Source organism: Paludibacterium sp., assembly GCF_019232825.1.
Lineage (GTDB): Bacteria > Pseudomonadota > Gammaproteobacteria > Burkholderiales > Chromobacteriaceae > Paludibacterium.
The window spans coordinates 14578-30826 of record NZ_JAFAND010000036.1 but is presented as its reverse complement, the minus strand read 5'-3'; the positions used below and the strand labels follow the sequence as shown (position 1 = coordinate 30826).

The 16249-nt window shown below is 60.0% G+C and carries 16 protein-coding genes; 5 read left to right on the top strand and 11 right to left on the bottom strand.

Translation table 11 applies throughout. The features are described 5' to 3' along the window. Positions 1–120: 120 nt before the first annotated feature. The 7 genes from JOZ06_RS04135 to JOZ06_RS04105 are packed head-to-tail and all read right to left on the bottom strand — an operon-like array spanning position 121 to position 8229. Positions 121–1191, bottom strand: coding sequence for a methyl-accepting chemotaxis protein (locus tag JOZ06_RS04135; RefSeq protein WP_293228995.1), 1071 nt, complete (start codon positions 1189–1191; stop codon positions 121–123). Between the two features lie 29 nt (positions 1192–1220). Continuing rightward, positions 1221–1565 carry a hypothetical protein gene (locus JOZ06_RS04130; RefSeq protein WP_293228992.1) on the bottom strand — a complete coding sequence of 115 codons (345 nt, stop codon included), beginning with the start codon at positions 1563–1565 and terminating at the stop codon, positions 1221–1223. A 19-nt stretch (positions 1566–1584) separates the two neighbouring features. Next, the gene (pfkB, locus tag JOZ06_RS04125) at positions 1585–2514 is read right to left on the bottom strand and encodes a 1-phosphofructokinase (protein ID WP_293228989.1); all 930 of its coding nucleotides are present in this window, start codon (positions 2512–2514) and stop codon (positions 1585–1587) included. Next, complete coding sequence (locus JOZ06_RS04120) at positions 2511–4262, bottom strand: alcohol dehydrogenase catalytic domain-containing protein (protein WP_293228987.1); 1752 nt, start codon at positions 4260–4262, stop codon at positions 2511–2513. The genes pfkB and JOZ06_RS04120 overlap by 4 nt, the downstream gene beginning before the upstream one ends. Positions 4263–4264: 2 nt before the next feature. Next, on the bottom strand, positions 4265–6802 hold the full coding sequence (gene ptsP / locus JOZ06_RS04115) for a phosphoenolpyruvate--protein phosphotransferase (protein ID WP_293228985.1): 2538 nt from the start codon (positions 6800–6802) through the stop codon (positions 4265–4267). Between the two features lie 18 nt (positions 6803–6820). Then, the gene (locus tag JOZ06_RS04110) at positions 6821–7147 is read right to left on the bottom strand and encodes a hypothetical protein (protein WP_293228983.1); all 327 of its coding nucleotides are present in this window, start codon (positions 7145–7147) and stop codon (positions 6821–6823) included. Positions 7148–7188: 41 nt separating this feature from the next. Further along, positions 7189–8229, bottom strand: coding sequence for a PTS mannitol transporter subunit IICB (locus JOZ06_RS04105; RefSeq protein ID WP_293228981.1), 1041 nt, complete (start codon positions 8227–8229; stop codon positions 7189–7191). 724 nt (positions 8230–8953) lie between these two features. On the opposite strand from JOZ06_RS04105, the gene JOZ06_RS04100 reads away from it, so the two are divergent. From JOZ06_RS04100 to JOZ06_RS04085, 4 genes are all read left to right on the top strand, one after another. Continuing rightward, positions 8954–9112, top strand: a complete 159-nt coding sequence (locus JOZ06_RS04100) for a hypothetical protein (protein WP_293228979.1) — start codon at positions 8954–8956, stop codon at positions 9110–9112. 6 nt (positions 9113–9118) lie between these two features. Beyond that, positions 9119–10171 carry a PDDEXK nuclease domain-containing protein gene (locus JOZ06_RS04095; RefSeq protein ID WP_293228976.1) on the top strand — a complete coding sequence of 351 codons (1053 nt, stop codon included), beginning with the start codon at positions 9119–9121 and terminating at the stop codon, positions 10169–10171. Between the two features lie 199 nt (positions 10172–10370). Then, positions 10371–10613 carry a type II toxin-antitoxin system MqsA family antitoxin gene (locus tag JOZ06_RS04090; protein WP_293228973.1) on the top strand — a complete coding sequence of 81 codons (243 nt, stop codon included), beginning with the start codon at positions 10371–10373 and terminating at the stop codon, positions 10611–10613. A 22-nt stretch (positions 10614–10635) separates the two neighbouring features. Beyond that, positions 10636–10872: a HigA family addiction module antitoxin gene (locus tag JOZ06_RS04085; RefSeq protein WP_293228970.1), complete on the top strand. Its 237-nt coding sequence runs from the start codon at positions 10636–10638 to the stop codon at positions 10870–10872. Positions 10873–11066: 194 nt separating this feature from the next. On the opposite strand, the gene JOZ06_RS04080 is transcribed toward JOZ06_RS04085, so the two are convergent. Beyond that, positions 11067–11213, bottom strand: a complete 147-nt coding sequence (locus JOZ06_RS04080; RefSeq protein WP_293228967.1) for a hypothetical protein — start codon at positions 11211–11213, stop codon at positions 11067–11069. 329 nt (positions 11214–11542) lie between these two features. Between JOZ06_RS04080 and potE the strand changes: the two genes are divergently transcribed. Further along, entirely contained in the window at positions 11543–12880 is a 1338-nt protein-coding gene (gene potE, locus JOZ06_RS04075) for a putrescine-ornithine antiporter (RefSeq protein WP_293228964.1), read from the top strand. Between the two features lie 88 nt (positions 12881–12968). Here potE and JOZ06_RS04070 read toward each other — a convergent pair whose 3' ends face one another. From JOZ06_RS04070 to JOZ06_RS04060, 3 genes are all read right to left on the bottom strand, one after another. Continuing rightward, the gene (locus JOZ06_RS04070) at positions 12969–14228 is read right to left on the bottom strand and encodes an MFS transporter (protein WP_293228961.1); all 1260 of its coding nucleotides are present in this window, start codon (positions 14226–14228) and stop codon (positions 12969–12971) included. Positions 14229–14346: 118 nt separating this feature from the next. After that, complete coding sequence (locus JOZ06_RS04065; protein WP_293228958.1) at positions 14347–15006, bottom strand: PAS domain-containing protein; 660 nt, start codon at positions 15004–15006, stop codon at positions 14347–14349. Between the two features lie 114 nt (positions 15007–15120). Beyond that, entirely contained in the window at positions 15121–16248 is a 1128-nt protein-coding gene (locus JOZ06_RS04060; RefSeq protein WP_293228956.1) for an aminotransferase, read from the bottom strand. Between the last annotated feature and the right edge of the window lies 1 nt (position 16249).

Sequence of the window (16249 nt, the reverse complement as noted above, 5' to 3'; positions counted from 1 at the left end):
ACTAACCGCCAGGCAAAAAAAAGCTGCCGTTCACCTCAGGCAAACGGCAGTCAACGAGGAAAAACGCTCTCACACGACATGGAACACCCATACACCGAGACGGCCTTCATCGAGCAGCCCCTAGCGGGCCGCCTGAACGGAAAAGCCCTCGGCCACGCCAGCCAAATCCGCGGCGGCGCGCGCAACGCTTGCCACCGATTCGGCCAATGCCATGCTCATGGCGGCGCCACGCTCGACGTCGCCGCTCGTGGCCGCCACTTGGCCACGCATGTCCTCGCAAGTCGCCGCCTGCGTTCCCAGCGCCACGACGATCTGTTGCGAGGTGCCAACCAGCGTGATGATGTCGCCGCCGATGGCCTGAAGAATCTCCACGCTGGTTCCCACCGCCTCGCTGCCGTCGGAAACGACCCGATTCACCTCGTCGATCAACGAACGGATCTCCTGAGTCGCCTGGGCGCTGCGGTCGGCCAACTTGCGCACTTCATCGGCCACCACGGCGAACCCCTTGCCTAGCTCGCCCGCCTTGGCGGCCTCGATGGCCGCGTTGAGCGACAACAAATTGGTTTGCCGGGCAATCGCTTGAATGACCGACACGGCATCGACCATGCGCACGGTGACGTCCTGAATGGCCGCCATCGCCCGCGCCGCCTCCTGCCCCGCGCCGGCGCCTTCCTGGGAAAAGGCCGCCGCCTGCTCGGTCTGCATCTGGATCTCCTCGACCCCGGTCTTCACTTGGCCGATCAAGCCCGCGAGCCCTTCCACGGCGCCGGAGACCCGGTCGATGCCGCCCTGTCCGAGCGTGCTCGACTGACGCGCCTCATCGGCGGTGCGTTGCGCCGCCTGGGCGTCGGCATGCAGCGCCATCGAACCGCTGCGGATGCGCCCGGCGATATCGGACAAACTTTGCAGCCAAGCGCCGGACGGCGCCGGCGTTTCGCTGTCCGCGCCGCGCGCCGCGCTCGACGCCTGCCGCTCGACCGCAGACGACGGACGCGCGGGCAGCATGATCCGCAGCACGCCCGTCTGGACCAGCGCCGCGCCCAGGCCAAGGGCCAGAACGATCAGCCCCGTACTCCATTGGAAAGGCGTTTGGCCGGCCCAGAAAGCGAAAGCCAACTGCGCCGCGACGGTGCTCGCCAGCGCCATGCCGGCGGCGGACAACAGCACGCCGGGCGAAGAGGATGAGGCCATGAATGCTCCAATCCGTTGAGATTGCCCCGTTAGCCGAGTTGCTGGTCCAAATGCTCCAGGAATAACGTCACCACCGTCTGCGTCACGCCCTTGCGCGCGCCGAACATCAACTTACGGCCAATGGCGTCCAACGGGTACGCATCCACCACCACTTGGCCGGCGCCGCCCTGCCCCCGTACCTCGCAGGTCAGGTGGGTGCGCTCGCCCAGCGTCTTGCCCAAGATGGTCTTGGGGAAGGTCGCCACCAAGCGGCCGCGGTCCGGCACGTCCTCGGTCACTTGCCCATCCAATTTTTTGACGGCCGCCAGGGCCGCCCGGTAAAGCGCGAGCGGGTCTTGGGCGTAGTCTTTTTCCTGATGCTGTTCCAATGACATAACAAAGCTCCCTGCAAATTCAAAGGGGAAGGAAGGTGACCTGAGAGATCAGCCGCTCGATCAGCTCGCGCGACCCGACCTCGGTCCCCCCCTGACTGGCCGTGGCGGCGCCGCAGGCGACCCCGCAAGCCAGACAGGCCTTCAGATCCAGCCCACGGGTCAACGCCCAGATCAGGCCGCCCACCATGGAGTCGCCGGCGCCGATGGGGTTGCGCTCCTCCACCTTGGGCGTGCCCACCAGCCAAGAGCCCTCGGCGCTATGCATCAGCGCGCCCGCCTTGCCCATGGAGATGACCACGTTCTCGGCGCCCATCTGACGGATTTCGCCGGCAACGCGGCAGATTTCCGTCACATTGCCCACCGGCAGGCCGGTCAAGGCATGGGCCTCCTCCGCATTCGGCTTGACCAGGAAGGGCCGCTCGGCACATCCCAGCCGCAGCGCGTCGCCGGTCGTGTCCAACACCACTTTGGCCTGATGCCGGTTGAGCACGCGCACGATCCTGGCATAGAAATCCTCCTCCACGCCGGGCGGCAGACTGCCCGCCAGCACCCACCAGTCGCCCGGCTGGGCGATGCCATCGATCTTGGCCAGCAACTCCTCCTGCTGCGCCTTCTCCACCAACGGTCCCCGTTCGTTGACCTTGATGTAGTGATCGTGGCTCTCGGTGACGATGCTGATGTTGGTGCGGGTTTCGCCGGGCACCCACACGAAATCCGTGCCGATGCCGAGCTCCTGCAAACCGGTCCGCAGCATTTCGCCGCTGCGGCCGCCGAGGAACCCCACGGCGGTGCTGGCGATACCCAGGCTCTTGAGCAGGCGGGAAACGTTGAACCCCTTGCCGCCGTAATCCACCCGGGACGCGCTGGTCCGCAGCACTTCGTCGAAGGCCACGGCCTGCACGGTCAGCTCCCGATCCACCGCGGGGTTGAGCGTAAGCGTGTAAATCATGAACGGTCCTTTGACGGTTTTTCCCAGAGCGTTTCGATCAACACCTCTTCCGCCTCGGGGGTCCACATCAGATCCTCGCCAAGCTTTGCCGCCACTTCCGGCAAGCGCTCGGCCAGTTCCTTCAGGCTCGTCAGCGGCAAATCGCGGATCTGCGGGAAAACCACGACCTTGCCGGGATAGCGGCCGTCCATCACCGATTGGATCGCTTCCGCCGCGGTTTCGATACCGCCGATGGCGGCCACCGAGCGGCCCGGCGACAAGGTGCCGGCGACCCGGCGCTCCATCACCAGCGACTGATCGTCCATGGTCAGGCCCGAGGTGCCGGTGTACTGGGCGTTGGCCAGATAGACGCGGCTCAAGTCCACCGCGCCGTAGGTGCCGTTGGGCACCCCGGCGAACAGCACCAGCATGCCGTCGGCCTTCATCACCGTATCGCCCTCTTCCATCAGCCCGGCGACCGGCACGCTGACCACCACGTCATCGGCGCCTTGGCCCTGGGTGACGCGCATGACGAAATCGTGGAAGCGTTCGGCATTGCTATTGGGGTTGAACAGGTAAAGCGTACGGCCGTGTTTGGCGGCCAGCGGCGCGAACATTTCCTTCAGCGTCTCCAGCCGGTCGTCGCTCACTTCCGTGGCGATGACCACTTGCGGACCATCGGGCAACTCCAGCGCGCGCTGAACGTGCATTTGACCCATGGGGCCACCGGCGCCGACAAACACCGTGGTGCCGCCGGCACGCATTTCGCAACGGTTGCGCGCGGCGCCGTAGGACGCGGCCAGGTCCAGACCGGACGTGCCGACGAAGGCGACATAGTCGTAATGCAGCCGGCCCAGGTCGACTTGCACCAGACCGTCGAGCGGCTTGGTGCCGACCAGGTTGCAAGAGCCGCGGCGGGCGATGAACTTGGCGGCCTCGCCCACGGCGGCGGCGGAAACCGGGTTGAGCAGCATCATGTCGTCGAAGCCGGCGCCCTGGGTCAATTCCTGGCTCAGCGCCTGGTAATCGGCCGCGGACAGGCCGTTCTTCTCGACGATCCGGCCGCCCCACTGCTGGGCAAGCTGCTTGATCGATGGCGGCACGTCGGTCAGGACGATCAGCGACGGTTTCAGCGCCAGACTGCACGTAAAGGCCGTGGTATCACCCGGCTGGCCGATGATCCAGAGCGTGCCGCCCTCCTTGGGCGTCAGCCGGCGGCGCTGAGTATAGGCGCCCATCACGCAGCCCCAGGGCTCCAGCAGCGACGACTCGGCATAGCCCATATCCTCCGCCACCGGCAACAGGCAAGGACCGGCATCGGTTTCCAGCACTTCCTTGCCGATGAGGTGGTACTGCACCAGCCCGCCCGGGATGGTGTAGCCATATGCCGTGCTCATGCCGTTCTGATAGATGTCGGGTTGCACCGCCATGCGCTGGCCGGCTTGATAAGCGCCTTGCAAGTTCTTGCCCACCTTGACGATGGTCAGCGAAACCTCGTGCCCCAAGCGGGTGGGCTCGACGGTGAGGTCGCGGTTGTACAGCTTGGGGTGCGCGCTGCCTTGTTTCAGCACCTTGATGTCCGAGAAACAGACGCCGACGCTGTCGATGCGCACCAGCAATTGATCATCGCCGGGCTCGAGCACCGGGAGCGCTTCCGGCGCGCCCTTGCGGCCCATGCTCTCCAAGCCGACCCCATAGAGGTTCCAGGTCAGGCTGGTTTCCGGTACGGGATAGTCCAGCGAACGGTAAGAGTCGAATTTCTTTCCCATAATCAATTCCTTTCAGAGAATGCGTTGAATTGCCGAACCAGCTCCCGCACCTCTGCGGCCGAAGCGCAGTCCAGTGCCTGACGGGCCAGGGGTTGGAGATCCGTCAGGGTCAAGGCGCGCACTTGCGCCTTGACGGTGGAGACGGCGGGAACGCTGACGCTCAATTCGTCCACGCCCAGCCCCACCAGAATCGGTACGGCGGCGGCGTCGCTGCCAAGCTCGCCGCACAGGTCGACCCGCTTGCCGTGCCGATGCGCGGCAGCAACGGTATGTTCGATAAGGTGCAACACCGCCGGATGCAGACCGTCTTGACGGTCCGCCAGGGCGGCGTGGCCACGGTCCATGGCCAGCGTGTATTGCGTCAGGTCATTGGTGCCGATCGAGAAGAAGTCCACTTCCGGCGCGAATTTGTGCGCCAGCAGCGCGGCCGAGGGCACCTCGATCATGATGCCGATCTGAACCGGCGGCGCATCCAGCAACCGCCGCTGCGCTTCCACCAAGGCCCGGGCTTCGCGCAGTTCGGCCACGTCGCTGACCATGGGGAACATGATCTTCAGATTGCCGTGGGGCGCGGCGCGCAGGATGGCGCGCAATTGCGCCTGGAACAGTTCCGGCTGACGCAGGCACAGCCGCAGACCGCGCACGCCGAGGAACGGGTTTTCCTCCGGCGGCATCGGCAGGTAGGCCACCGGCTTGTCGCCGCCGATATCCAACGTGCGGACGATCACCGGCCGCTCGCCCATGGTGTCGGCGATGGTTCGGTAGACTTGGAACTGCTCGTCCTCGTCGGGCGCCACGGCGCGGTCGAGGAACAGGAATTCGGTGCGCAACAGGCCGATGCCGTCGGCGCCTTGCTCAAGCGCGGCTTCGGCATTGACCGCGGAGCCCGCATTGGCGGTGACGTCGACCCGATGGCCATCCTGGGTAACGGCGGGCAGCGACGCCTGCGCCTGGTCGCGGCGGCGGCGTTCCAACCAGCGCTGCTGGCTGGCCACGGCCTCGTCCAACACGCCGGCTTCGGGGTCGACCGTCAACGTGCCGTCATTGCCGTTCAGAATCACCGGGGTACGGTCGGCTACCGTCAGCACGCCGGAACCGGCGCCGACCACCGCCGGCAAACCCATGGCACGCGCCAGAATCGCGATATGCGACGTGGGGCCGCCCTCGGCGATGATGAACCCGAGCACCCGCTCGGGGCGGAAAGAGGCCGTATCGGAAGGCGAAAGCGCCCGCGCCAGCACCACCACCGGGGTGTCCGGCAAGGTGGCGTGCTCCTCGGCATCCCCCAGCATCAAGCCCAGCACCCGGCGACCGACGTCGCGTAGGTCGTCGGCCCGGGCACATAAGGCCGGGTCGCCCAGCGCGGCAATCGCCGTCGCCTGGTCTTCCACGGCGGTATGCCAAGCACGCGCCGGCGTGGCGCCGTTTGCCTCGTGCGCCCGCATCTCGTTCAGGATTTCGACGTCATCCAGAATTTCGCTATGCGAGGCGAAGATGGCGGCTTCCGCGACCAGCTTCTGCGTCAGCATCTGCTGGTGGAGCTCCGCCAGTTGGCGCCGCGCTTCGGCCAGCGCGGCTTCCAGACTCAGCCCCGTGCTACAGGGCGCATCCAGCCGCGCGGGATTGATCTCGCGGGTTTTATAATGGAATGCCGGCCCAATGGCGATGCCCGGGGCAGCGGCAATGCCGCGCAGCACCCCGGCGATCTCGGGCGCCGGCGCCGGAACGACCGGCTCGGGCACTGCCACAACGGCAGCCGGTGCCTCGGGCTCGCCCACGTCGGCATCCCCGAGCCCGGCCAGGATGGCCGTCGACAAGGTTTCCAACACGAGCTCGGCATCCTCGCCGCACGCTTCCAGGGTGACGATGTCGCCGTGGCAGACGCCAAGCTTCAAGATGGAAACCATGCTTTTGGCGTTGGCCACCTTGCCGTCGAAGCACAGGCGAACCTCCGACTTGAACGGCTTGGCCATATTGACCAGCACCGCGCTCGGCCGCGCATGCCAACCGCTGCGGTTGGGAACGCGCAGCTCGGCCTGAAGCCTAGCGGTCAGCTCCTCGGCTTCGTCGCCGTTGTCCGCCGCCTCGCCGTTCAGGCCTGCCACGTCGGCAGGAGCGCCGTTCAGATAATCCAGCACCCGCTGGGGATCTTGCGTGGACAGCAACTCGGCCAGCTTCGCCTCGTCATCCACGACATCGCTGAGATTCATCAGCACACCGTTGTGCTCCCCCGCCCGGGCGGCAATGCCGATGACCAGGGAGACCGGTTCGCCATCATCCCACGGCACCGCGTGCGTGAGCTGCAGAACCGAAATCCCGGTCTCGAGCACGAAGGGCACGTTCGGGTCCTTGCCGTGGGGGATGGCGACCCCGTTGTTCATGCTGGTGGACATGGACTGCTCGCGCAGCAGCATGTCCTCCACATATTCTGGCCGCACCCGGCCGCCACGAACCAGCAATTCACCAGCCTGACGAATTGCGTCGGACTTGCTCGTGGCGGTGGCGCCCAGGTGGATCAGGCCAAGGGAGAGGACGGACATAATCAAATTTCTCGTGAATCACTCGGTAGCAACAATGTCTGTCCCAGCGGCCAGGGATTTCACCAGGGAATCGAACACGGGGTCGTTCAAGAAGGTCTTGAAGGTGACCACCACCGCGTTCGGCGCCTTGGATCGCGCCACATCGGCCAAGCTCTTATGCACCACGACCACTTGAGCGGAAGGCGGAATCTCCCGGGCCGGCTTATGCACGACCGTGATATCCGCCACCTTGGCCGCGGCGAGTTTCTTCTTCAGGGCGTTGACGCTCATCAGGCTAGAGCCCATCCCCGCCTCACAGGCGAAAATGATTGTCTTGACTTGCGATGCAGGAATTGACTGGGACATGATTTGCTCCGGTAAAGGACACATTAAAGTTATTGAGTTACTCAGGCCGACTCGCCGGCCTCTTCTTCCTCTTCACGCACCGGGTAGACCTTCAGGATGAGCGCGCCCACCGCGAAGGACACCGCTGCGCCAATCGCCACGCCGGTCAGCACTTGGAAGTGGAAGCCCGGGGGAATGACCGCCAGATACGCGAAGATGGAACCCGGCGACGGCGTTGCCACCACACCGGCACCACTGACGACGAACCAGAAATCCGCCGCGCAGCCGCCGCTAATGACCGACAACAGCATAATCGGATGGGCCAGGACATACGGGAAATAGATTTCGTGAATGCCGCCCAGGAAGTGAATGATCATTGCGCCAGGAGCCGATTGCTTGAGCATGCCCTTGCCGGCGAAATAGAAGGCGGCGAGCAGACCCAGGCCCGGACCGGGGTTGGTTTCCAGCAGGAAGTGAATGGCATGGCCGGTTTGCTTGGCGGCGATCACGCCCAGCGGCGCCAGTACGCCGTGATTGAGCGCGTTGTTCAGGAACAGGATCTTGGCCGGTTCGATGATGATGGCGGCCAACGGCAGCAGACGCGCCTTGACCAGAATGTCGACCACATGGCCGGCGATGGCGCTGAAACCGCCTACGACCGGACCGATGATCATTTGACCGATCAACACCAGCGGAATGATCAGAATACCGGCGGAGAAGTTGTTCACCAGCATTTCGAAGCCGACCGGAATCCGGTCTTCAAGCAGTTGGTCGACCTTCTTCATCGCCCAGCCGCCCAGGGGGCCCATGATCATGCCGCCCAGGAACATCGGGATGCCTGCCCCGACGATCACACCCATGGTCGCTGCCGCGCCGACCACGCCACCACGTACATCATGAATCATCTTGCCGCCGGTATAACCAATGAGCAAAGGCAGCAGATACGTAATCATCGGACCCACCACCTGTGAGAAGGTGGAATTGGGCAGCCAACCTGTCGGTATGAAGAGGGCGGTGATCAACCCCCAGCCGATGAAGGCGCCGATGTTGGGAATGACCATGCCGGCCATAAACCCACCGAGTTGCTGGATTTTTTCTTTCATCGCGAACTCCGTTGAACCCGTCCTTACATCATAGAGATGTCGACGGTTAGGGTTATTGAGCGTTGCTTTGCTGTGTGTTGCTGTGGCGACTGTAAACGTTTACCGTATTTCATGTCAACGTTGTTACACATAAATCTAAAATACGGGTAATTCCATTGTGTCACTTTGAGAACAGCCACTGTAAATCACTGTAAACGTCTACATTTCTCAGGCAATAAACCGGGGATTTTCAATGAAAAGTATCAAGGAAACACTGCCCGGGTAGCGTGTATTCGCCGCAGGCAATGTCCGTCGGGGCACATCCAGAGGCCGTGCGTTGCTGGGCTAACGCGCGCTACTGCGTGCCCCCCTCTTCCAGTGCACTTAACTACGACAAGAACATTTCTGAAACCAAACAACTAACGCAACCGCGCAAGCTCGACGCGAAAAACGACGCCCCCTACCCTGGCTGTTCCTAAATAGATGACACAAGCCGCCATGCGTCTCGACGCATGGCTTTCCTCATCTGGAATGGAGGCTTGTCATGAGCGCTGATCCCAATCTCACCCATATCACCAACGAGCTAGGCGCAACGACCGAGAGCGAGCCGCACCACGCACGCTCTGCGGCGTTGATTTAACCGCGAGATGGCTCGCCCGTGGAGAACGGGTTGGCCATGTTTTTTTGTAGCGTGGGTTCGACGCGCAGCGGCAACCCACGGGCATCAATCAGCAAGGAGCGCTTGATGGAATATGAAGTAGTACCGGCCCCTATCTGCCCGGCCTGCGCCGCCTCACACACCCTAGTAAAAGAGGCCCGTGAGTTGATCTTCACCTATCGAGGCCAAACCGTGGCATTTTCTGGACAGCGTCTACTGCGGCTTTTGATTCTGATGATCGGGTGAGTGCAAATGAGCGATCCAGCAGTCCATGCCGACGCTCTACTTCGCGAACTAAGGGGGTTGATCGAAGATGCGCGGCGCCAGGTGGCGCGAACGGCAAATACGGCGCTGACAATCACCTATTGGCGCATCGGCAAGCGGCTGTTGGCGGAAAATCTCTCCATGGGCCGTGCGGCCTACGGCCAGCAGATTCTTGTTTCGCTGGCACAAAGATTAGAGCGCGAGTTCGGCAAGGGCTTCAGCTACTCGGCCTTGACCCGGATGGTCCGTTTTGCCGAATTGTTTCCCGATGAGCAGATTCTTGTGTCACTGATACAAGAATTGACATGGACTCACTTCATGGCGCTTTTACCACTGAAAGACCCTTTAGCGCGTGAGTTCTACGCCGAACTGTGCCGGGTTGAACGCTGGAGCGTACGCACCCTACGCCAGAAGATCGGTGGCATGCTGTTTGAGCGTACCGCGCTCTCGAAGCACAGCGAAGACGTCGTGCGGCAGGAACTAGCATCATTGCGTGAAGGCCAGTTGTCGCCCGATTTGGTATTTCGTGATCCATACCTACTCGATTTCCTCGGTCTCTCGGGCGCCTGGAGCGAAAAAGACCTGGAGGCTGCCATCCTACGTGAGATGGAAGCCTTTCTGCTCGAAATGGGCAGTGGCTTCTGCTTCGTTGCCCGCCAAAAGCGCATGGTGGTGGGCAAGGACGATTTCTACCTGGATCTGCTGTTCTACCATCGCCACCTCCGGCGCCTGGTCGCCATCGAACTGAAGCTGGAATCCTTCCAGCCGGCACACACCGGCCAGATGGAACTCTATCTACGCTGGCTAGACAAGCACGAGCGAGCGCCGGGCGAGGAGGCGCCAATCGGCCTGATTCTGTGTGCCAGCGCCGATGCCGAACAGGTGGAGTTGCTACAGCTCGACGACAAGTCGATTCATGTCGCGGAATATCTGATCGAATTGCCGCCAGCGGAGTTACTCAGAGAGCGTCTGCACCGGGCGATCGAACATGCGCGTGAGCGTGACGCGGATAGGCTACTACCTGATGAAACGAAGTGTTAGCGCTCGTAAGTGCTCTTCGGCACCGGCGCCGAGTCGTGGATTAACTTGCAGACACATTACGATATTGAACTAGCCCAGTTTTTCCGCATGGGACCGTGCATTGTTTCGCGAATGCACGTCGCAGCGCCATCAGAGTTTTTGTAGCGTGGGTTCGGCGCGCAGCGGCAACCCACGGGCATCGATCAGCAAGGAGCGCTAGATGAAATATGAAGTAGTACCGGCCCCTATCTGTCCGGCCTGCGGCGCCTCACACACCATAGTGCAAGAGGCCCGTGATTTGATCTTCAACTACCGAGGCCAAACACTGGTTGTGCCGGCCGTTCAGGGCGAATATTGCACCACCTGCGGCGAGGTGTTTTTTGGAGAAACACCCAATGAGGGAGAACGATACGCTCAGGCGATAACTGCCTTCACCCGCAAGGTTCATATCGAACACGACTAACTAGAGATGACAGGGAGCAAAAATGCGTGAAGTGCCACGAGCCCATCCAGGGCAAATACTATTGCTCGATTGGCTGGAGCCGATGAACATCTCCCAAAGCACCCTCGCCAAGGCCCTCGACGTACCGCCACGGCAAATCAACAAGATCGTCCATGGCAAACTCGGCATCAGCAGCGATACTGCCCTGCGCCTGGCGGCATTCTTCGGCACCGACGCCGAGTCGTGGATTAACTTGCAGACGCACTACGATTTGAACTGATCCTGTTTTTCCGAAGGGAACGCCGTGCGTTGCTTCGCGAACGCACGCTACAGTGCCATCAGCGTTTTCGTAGCGTGGGTTCGGCGCGCAGCGACAACCCACGGGCATCGACCGGGCTCGCCTTTCAAACATGCAGCCTGACTTTTGAACAGCGCTGCACGCAGATCGCAACGCCGGGGGCCGGGCGGCTGTCGCTACGGGGTCGCCAATACCTCGGACTCGTCAGGCTGCCAACCGCCGCCGAGCGCCTTGTAGGCAGCGACCGCTGCGCGCGCCGATTCCGTTTGCGCCTGTACGTGCACGTCGGAAGCGCGCAGCAAGCTTTCATCGGCTTGTAGCACCTCGATCTGACTGACGACACCTTCTTGGTAGGCGGCAAAGGTGGCCGAGCGCGCGCGGCCGAACGAGTCGACGCCCCGGGCGAGAACGGCCGTCTGCTCCCCGCGCTCGCTCTACCGACTGGCTGTTGACGCGTGGGGGCATCCTACACGTATAATGGAATTTCATTCCACAATAGACTAAAAGTAGACACCATGGCCATCACTGAAAATATCCCGATAACCTTCCTCATCCTCACCTGGGTGAGCACAGCCACCGTACTGCTACCTCATGCCGGCATGAAAATGATGCCGCTTCCCGATATCTAAGCGTTCCCCTTTTTGAGCCAAAAATGTCAACCAAATCCAGCAAAATGGGAGTCGTTGGACTCACCATCCTCGTCGCCGTCAACATGATGGGGTCCGGCGTCATCTTACTACCCGCCAATCTTGCAAGAGTCGGCAGCATAACCATCCTTTCGTGGATCGTCTCGGCCATTGGCGCAATGGCAATTTCGTACTCATTCGCCCAATGCAGTTTCTATGTGACGCGCGCTGGCGGCATGTCCGCTTACGCAGAGGAAGCTCATGGCAAGTCTTCCTTTTTCATGGCCTCCTATACCTATTATCTGTCGCTGGCCATTGCCAATGTTGCAATCGCCATTTCTGTCATTGGCTATTTGACCCCCTTTTTTCCATGGCTGGCCAAATCGCCAATCAATACCTGCATTGGTGTCATATTGACTCTGTGGGTTACCACCATCGCCAATTTTGGCGGGGCACGCATCACAGGCCAAATTAGCAGCGTCAGTGTATGGGGCGTGATCATTCCCGTTGCTTCCCTGGCCTTCTTTGGGTGGTTCTGGTTCCATCCGGCGCTGTTCATTCATGCGTGGAACATCCAGCACAAACCCATCGGCACGGCCATCTCCTCGGGGATTTCGTTGACTCTTTGGGCCTTTCTGGGCATGGAATCCGCCTGCGCCAACTCCGAAGCGGTCGAAAATCCGAAGAAGAACGTTCCTATCGCGGTCCTGGCCGGAACGGGTATCGCCACGGTGATATACATCCTTTCCACCAGCGCGATCCAAGGCATCATTCCCAACAACGAACTAGCAAACGCCGCAGCGCCATTCGGACTCGCCTTCGCCAAGATCTTCAGTCCTTCCATTGGCGATACCATCACACTGCTCGCTGTCGCGGCATGCGCGGGGTCATTGCTAGGCTGGCAATTCACCATTGCGCAGGTTTCTAAAGCCGCGGCGGAGAATGGTCTATTCTCAACGCTATTCAGCGAAGTCAATACAAAGGATGTCCCCATCAAGGGCATGGTATTGATTACCGCCATTCAGAGCCTGATCGCGTTGATGACCATCTCGCCAGACCTGAATCAGCAATTCAATATTCTGGTTAACTTGGCGGTTTTCACGAACGTTGTTCCCTTTATCTTCTCGCTCTCTGCACTTCCCACGATCATGAAGCGTCATGCGGTCAGCGCGCAGGTTTATATGAAGAGCACATTCATCGTGATGGTCGCACTGGGATTCAGCCTGTATGGCATTGCATCAACGGGGACTGACGCCGTGTTCTGGGGAGGACTCGTGATGCTGCTGGGGTATGTGATTTACGGCTTCAGAGCTCACCGCTTTCCCTCTGCCACAGCCGTCACCGCCACCAGGCCTGATTTCTGAACAAGGGAACCATCAACGCTGGCAGGACAAGAATCTTGCCAGCGACTTTGTCGATCGGATCGAGCACATCAACGACACGGCAGAGGCGCTAAGCGCCATCGCCGACGGGCAGCGGGGCCAGGCAGCGCCGATACCACATCAGCATAGCCACGCCAAACAACCCGAGAAGTCCGCCGGAAGAAATCAAGGCGGGAACAAGGGCTACATGCTCTAAAACCAAGCCGCAGATCAATGAGCCCGCGCCACCGCCAACGGCCCCAATCGAGAACCAGTAACTCAACACCTTGCCAATATGCTGTTGCGGTATATGGCGTTGCAGCTCGGTCATCAACGGGATATCAATCAGCGCTGCGGATATCCCAACCAGTACGGCAGCAAAATACAGACCATACACTTGTTGCGGGAAATGGGCGCTTAGCATCATCCCCCAGGCGGCCAACCCCATGATCAGCTCCCCGGCATACGCGATATGCAAGGGACGAGAGACGTGGATTTTACCGATCACCAAGTTTGAAACCAACTCGCACAAACCGTTAGCCAACATCAAGGCCCCGTACAGGCTGGCATACAGCGGCAATGCTCTCAGCACCAGGAGTGGCAACGCCACCTGCAATAGTCCACGCCAGAAGAAAGAATAGAGCGCGTAGGTCATCACGCGGACATAGAGGACAGGATGGCCCCGCAACGCACGATATCCGATCACCAGATCAGAAACGATTTGTTGCGAGCTCAGACGCGCCGTGGACGTGACACGCCCCCGGCTAGGCAAAGTCATCAGCACGAGCGATGACAGCGCAAAACACCCCAGCACAAGAAAGAAGAGATGTACCGGTGCCAATGCATGCTGCGCCAAGGCAAACAGGCCGGCACCCAAAAAATAAGCGGGCCAAGTGATGCCTTGAACCATGCTATTAGCAAGTTGCAACTGACCGTCAGGCACCAGTAGCGGGATCAGGGATCTGGCGGCGGGGGCCGCCGCGGCATACAAAGCGGAAACAACCAGTCCCGCCAGGGCCAGGGCCCAGACATTCAAACCAACGATGCCACCTAGAACGGCGATCAAGATCATGACGCCAGAGCGTAGCCACTCAATCGCCAGCAACATCCGCTTTTTATCGGTTCGATCTGCAATCACGCCGCCTAGCGGCCCCAAAACACCGCGAGGCAGCGCCAGGCCACAGGTAATGACTCCAAGTTGCCCCGGACTGGCGCCTATTTTGACCGCCACGCAAACCAACACCACCGCGAACAAGCCGTCGCCTAGATTGGTTATGGCCTGACTGAGCAGTAGCGGAATAAACGCCGGATTCCGTACAAGGGCAAGGTAGCCGGGTCTACATTCAGGCATCGTCCCCCCTTCGAGCCTAAGCAAAGGAAGAGACAAACGAAAAATCGGCGCTGTGAAGCATCAAAATAATCATATGTATCGAACCATCACACAACGGGACCTTGCGGGCGGCACCCTGCTATGCATCCTTTGTCTTCAAACTTTGTAAATATTTATAAACGGTGGCACGGCCCAAACTAAGCACATTGGCAATGTAATTGGTCGCACTTTTGCCATTGAACGCGCCTTCGGCATACAACGCCTCGACAAGCTCTTTACGATGTTGGCGTTCAAGGGTATTCAGCGCCAGTTGGCGGTTCTGCAGCCACCCGTGAATAAAGGTATTGATCCGCTCCTGCCAGTAGTCATGAAACAGTTCCGTTGGCTGCTCGACCATGCCTGCGCCAGTAATGAACAGGCTCAGCATCGATTGCATATCAGAGAACACGGCAATATTGAAATTGATGCACATCAGGCCCCGCGCCACGCCCTGCTCGTCAAACAATACCGAGCTGACACTTCGCATCCGCCGTCCATCCCAATTGATCTTCTCATAGGGACCGACGAATTTTTTCGTGATGGTGCGCTCAATGTGTTCAAGCGCCGAGTCATCGCCGACAACGCGCCGCGATAGATTATTCGCAAAGTAGAGAACACGCTGCGAATCCAAATCGTGAATCACGACCTCGGCATAAGGGAAAAACAGTTTGGCGATACTGTCGGCGATATGACTGTAGTGAGACAGCAAATATTGCTGAATTTCAGTTGGCTGATTTTTTTTCACGGTACGGGCACACATTCAGTTCAAGGTGAGTCGAATCGGCTGGCCATGACATAACCAGCCAAAGCAACAGCCACAGCGCCAAGCCGTGGCTGTCTGGATTGGGCCCTCAAACCGAATAACCGTCCTGGATTAGGCGGCAGCGTTTTCGCGCAAGAACTCGGACATCTTTGCCAGGCCGGCCTTCAACACGTCAGGGTTATTGGCATAGCCAATACGCAGATAGCCTTCCATGTCCATCACGCTTCCCGGCGTCAACATCACACCTTTGGACTCGACTAACTTGACACAGAAATCCCAAGACGACATGTCGAGGTCATACTTCAACAAAGCGGTAGTACCGGATTTCGGCTTGACGTAGGAAATCAACGGTTCTTTCGAGACCCAAGCGTCCAGAATAGACAGGTTACCACGAACAATGCGATGACTGCGCTCAAGAATCGGTGTGAGATTTTCCAGGGCGATCGAGGCGAAGTGGTCATCCAGCATGCCAACACTGATGGTGTTGTAATCGCGGTGACAGGCTGCCGCAGTGACCAGCTCCGGGGTACAGACCATCCAGCCCAGCCGCAGACCGGCCAGCGAGAACGGCTTGGACATGCTGGCGGTACTGATCCCTCTCTCGTAGAGATCAGCGACTGCCGCGCTGAATCCATCGCCTTCCTGATTGCTGCCGCGATACACCTCATCGCTCAGCACATAAGCGCCGCACTTGTCCGCAATCGCACAGATCTGCTGCAGGAAGGCCTTGTCCATCAAAGCCCCCGTCGGATTGTTCGGGTTATTGATGGCAATCAGCTTCGTTTTGTTGTTGACCAGACGCTTGAGTTCATCCAGATCGGGCAGGAACTGGTTTTCCTCGCGCAGCCGAAGTATCTTCACGTCCGCGCCATAGCTTTCGGGAATCGAATAGTGCTGCTGATAGGTGGGCAGAACCGAAATAACCCGATCCCCCGGTTCGACCAGGGTTTCATGGACCAGCGCATTGGCGCCGATTGCACCATGCGTAATCAGGATATTGTCCCGCGTCTGCTTTTCGTACAGTTTGGCAACCGCATTGCGCAACCGAGTGGATCCATTGATCTCGCCATAGGTCATCTTCAACGGCAGAATTTCTTCCAGAATCGAGTCGGTCTTGCCGGCCATTTCCAGCAACTGCCGGATGGTCAGCGACTCGACGCACGTTTCGGCCAAGTTGTACGCACACTTGGTCTCATAGAGGTCCATCCAGCGTTCGACGCCAAAATCACGGATTTTCATA

Bases quoted from the DNA above. Each gene is read 5' to 3' on its own strand.
- JOZ06_RS04135 (WP_293228995.1), bottom strand. From the start codon at position 1,191: ATGGCCTCATCCTCTTCGCCCGGCGTGCTGTTGTCCGCCGCCGGCATG.
- JOZ06_RS04130 (WP_293228992.1), bottom strand. From the start codon at position 1,565: ATGTCATTGGAACAGCATCAGGAAAAAGACTACGCCCAAGACCCGCTC.
- pfkB (WP_293228989.1), bottom strand. From the start codon at position 2,514: ATGATTTACACGCTTACGCTCAACCCCGCGGTGGATCGGGAGCTGACC.
- JOZ06_RS04120 (WP_293228987.1), bottom strand. From the start codon at position 4,262: ATGGGAAAGAAATTCGACTCTTACCGTTCGCTGGACTATCCCGTACCG.
- ptsP (WP_293228985.1), bottom strand. From the start codon at position 6,802: ATGTCCGTCCTCTCCCTTGGCCTGATCCACCTGGGCGCCACCGCCACG.
- JOZ06_RS04110 (WP_293228983.1), bottom strand. From the start codon at position 7,147: ATGTCCCAGTCAATTCCTGCATCGCAAGTCAAGACAATCATTTTCGCC.
- JOZ06_RS04105 (WP_293228981.1), bottom strand. From the start codon at position 8,229: ATGAAAGAAAAAATCCAGCAACTCGGTGGGTTTATGGCCGGCATGGTC.
- JOZ06_RS04100 (WP_293228979.1), top strand. From the start codon at position 8,954: ATGGAATATGAAGTAGTACCGGCCCCTATCTGCCCGGCCTGCGCCGCC.
- JOZ06_RS04095 (WP_293228976.1), top strand. From the start codon at position 9,119: ATGAGCGATCCAGCAGTCCATGCCGACGCTCTACTTCGCGAACTAAGG.
- JOZ06_RS04090 (WP_293228973.1), top strand. From the start codon at position 10,371: ATGAAATATGAAGTAGTACCGGCCCCTATCTGTCCGGCCTGCGGCGCC.
- JOZ06_RS04085 (WP_293228970.1), top strand. From the start codon at position 10,636: ATGCGTGAAGTGCCACGAGCCCATCCAGGGCAAATACTATTGCTCGAT.
- potE (WP_293228964.1), top strand. From the start codon at position 11,543: ATGTCAACCAAATCCAGCAAAATGGGAGTCGTTGGACTCACCATCCTC.
- JOZ06_RS04070 (WP_293228961.1), bottom strand. From the start codon at position 14,228: ATGCCTGAATGTAGACCCGGCTACCTTGCCCTTGTACGGAATCCGGCG.
- JOZ06_RS04065 (WP_293228958.1), bottom strand. From the start codon at position 15,006: ATGTGTGCCCGTACCGTGAAAAAAAATCAGCCAACTGAAATTCAGCAA.
- JOZ06_RS04060 (WP_293228956.1), bottom strand. From the start codon at position 16,248: ATGAAAATCCGTGATTTTGGCGTCGAACGCTGGATGGACCTCTATGAG.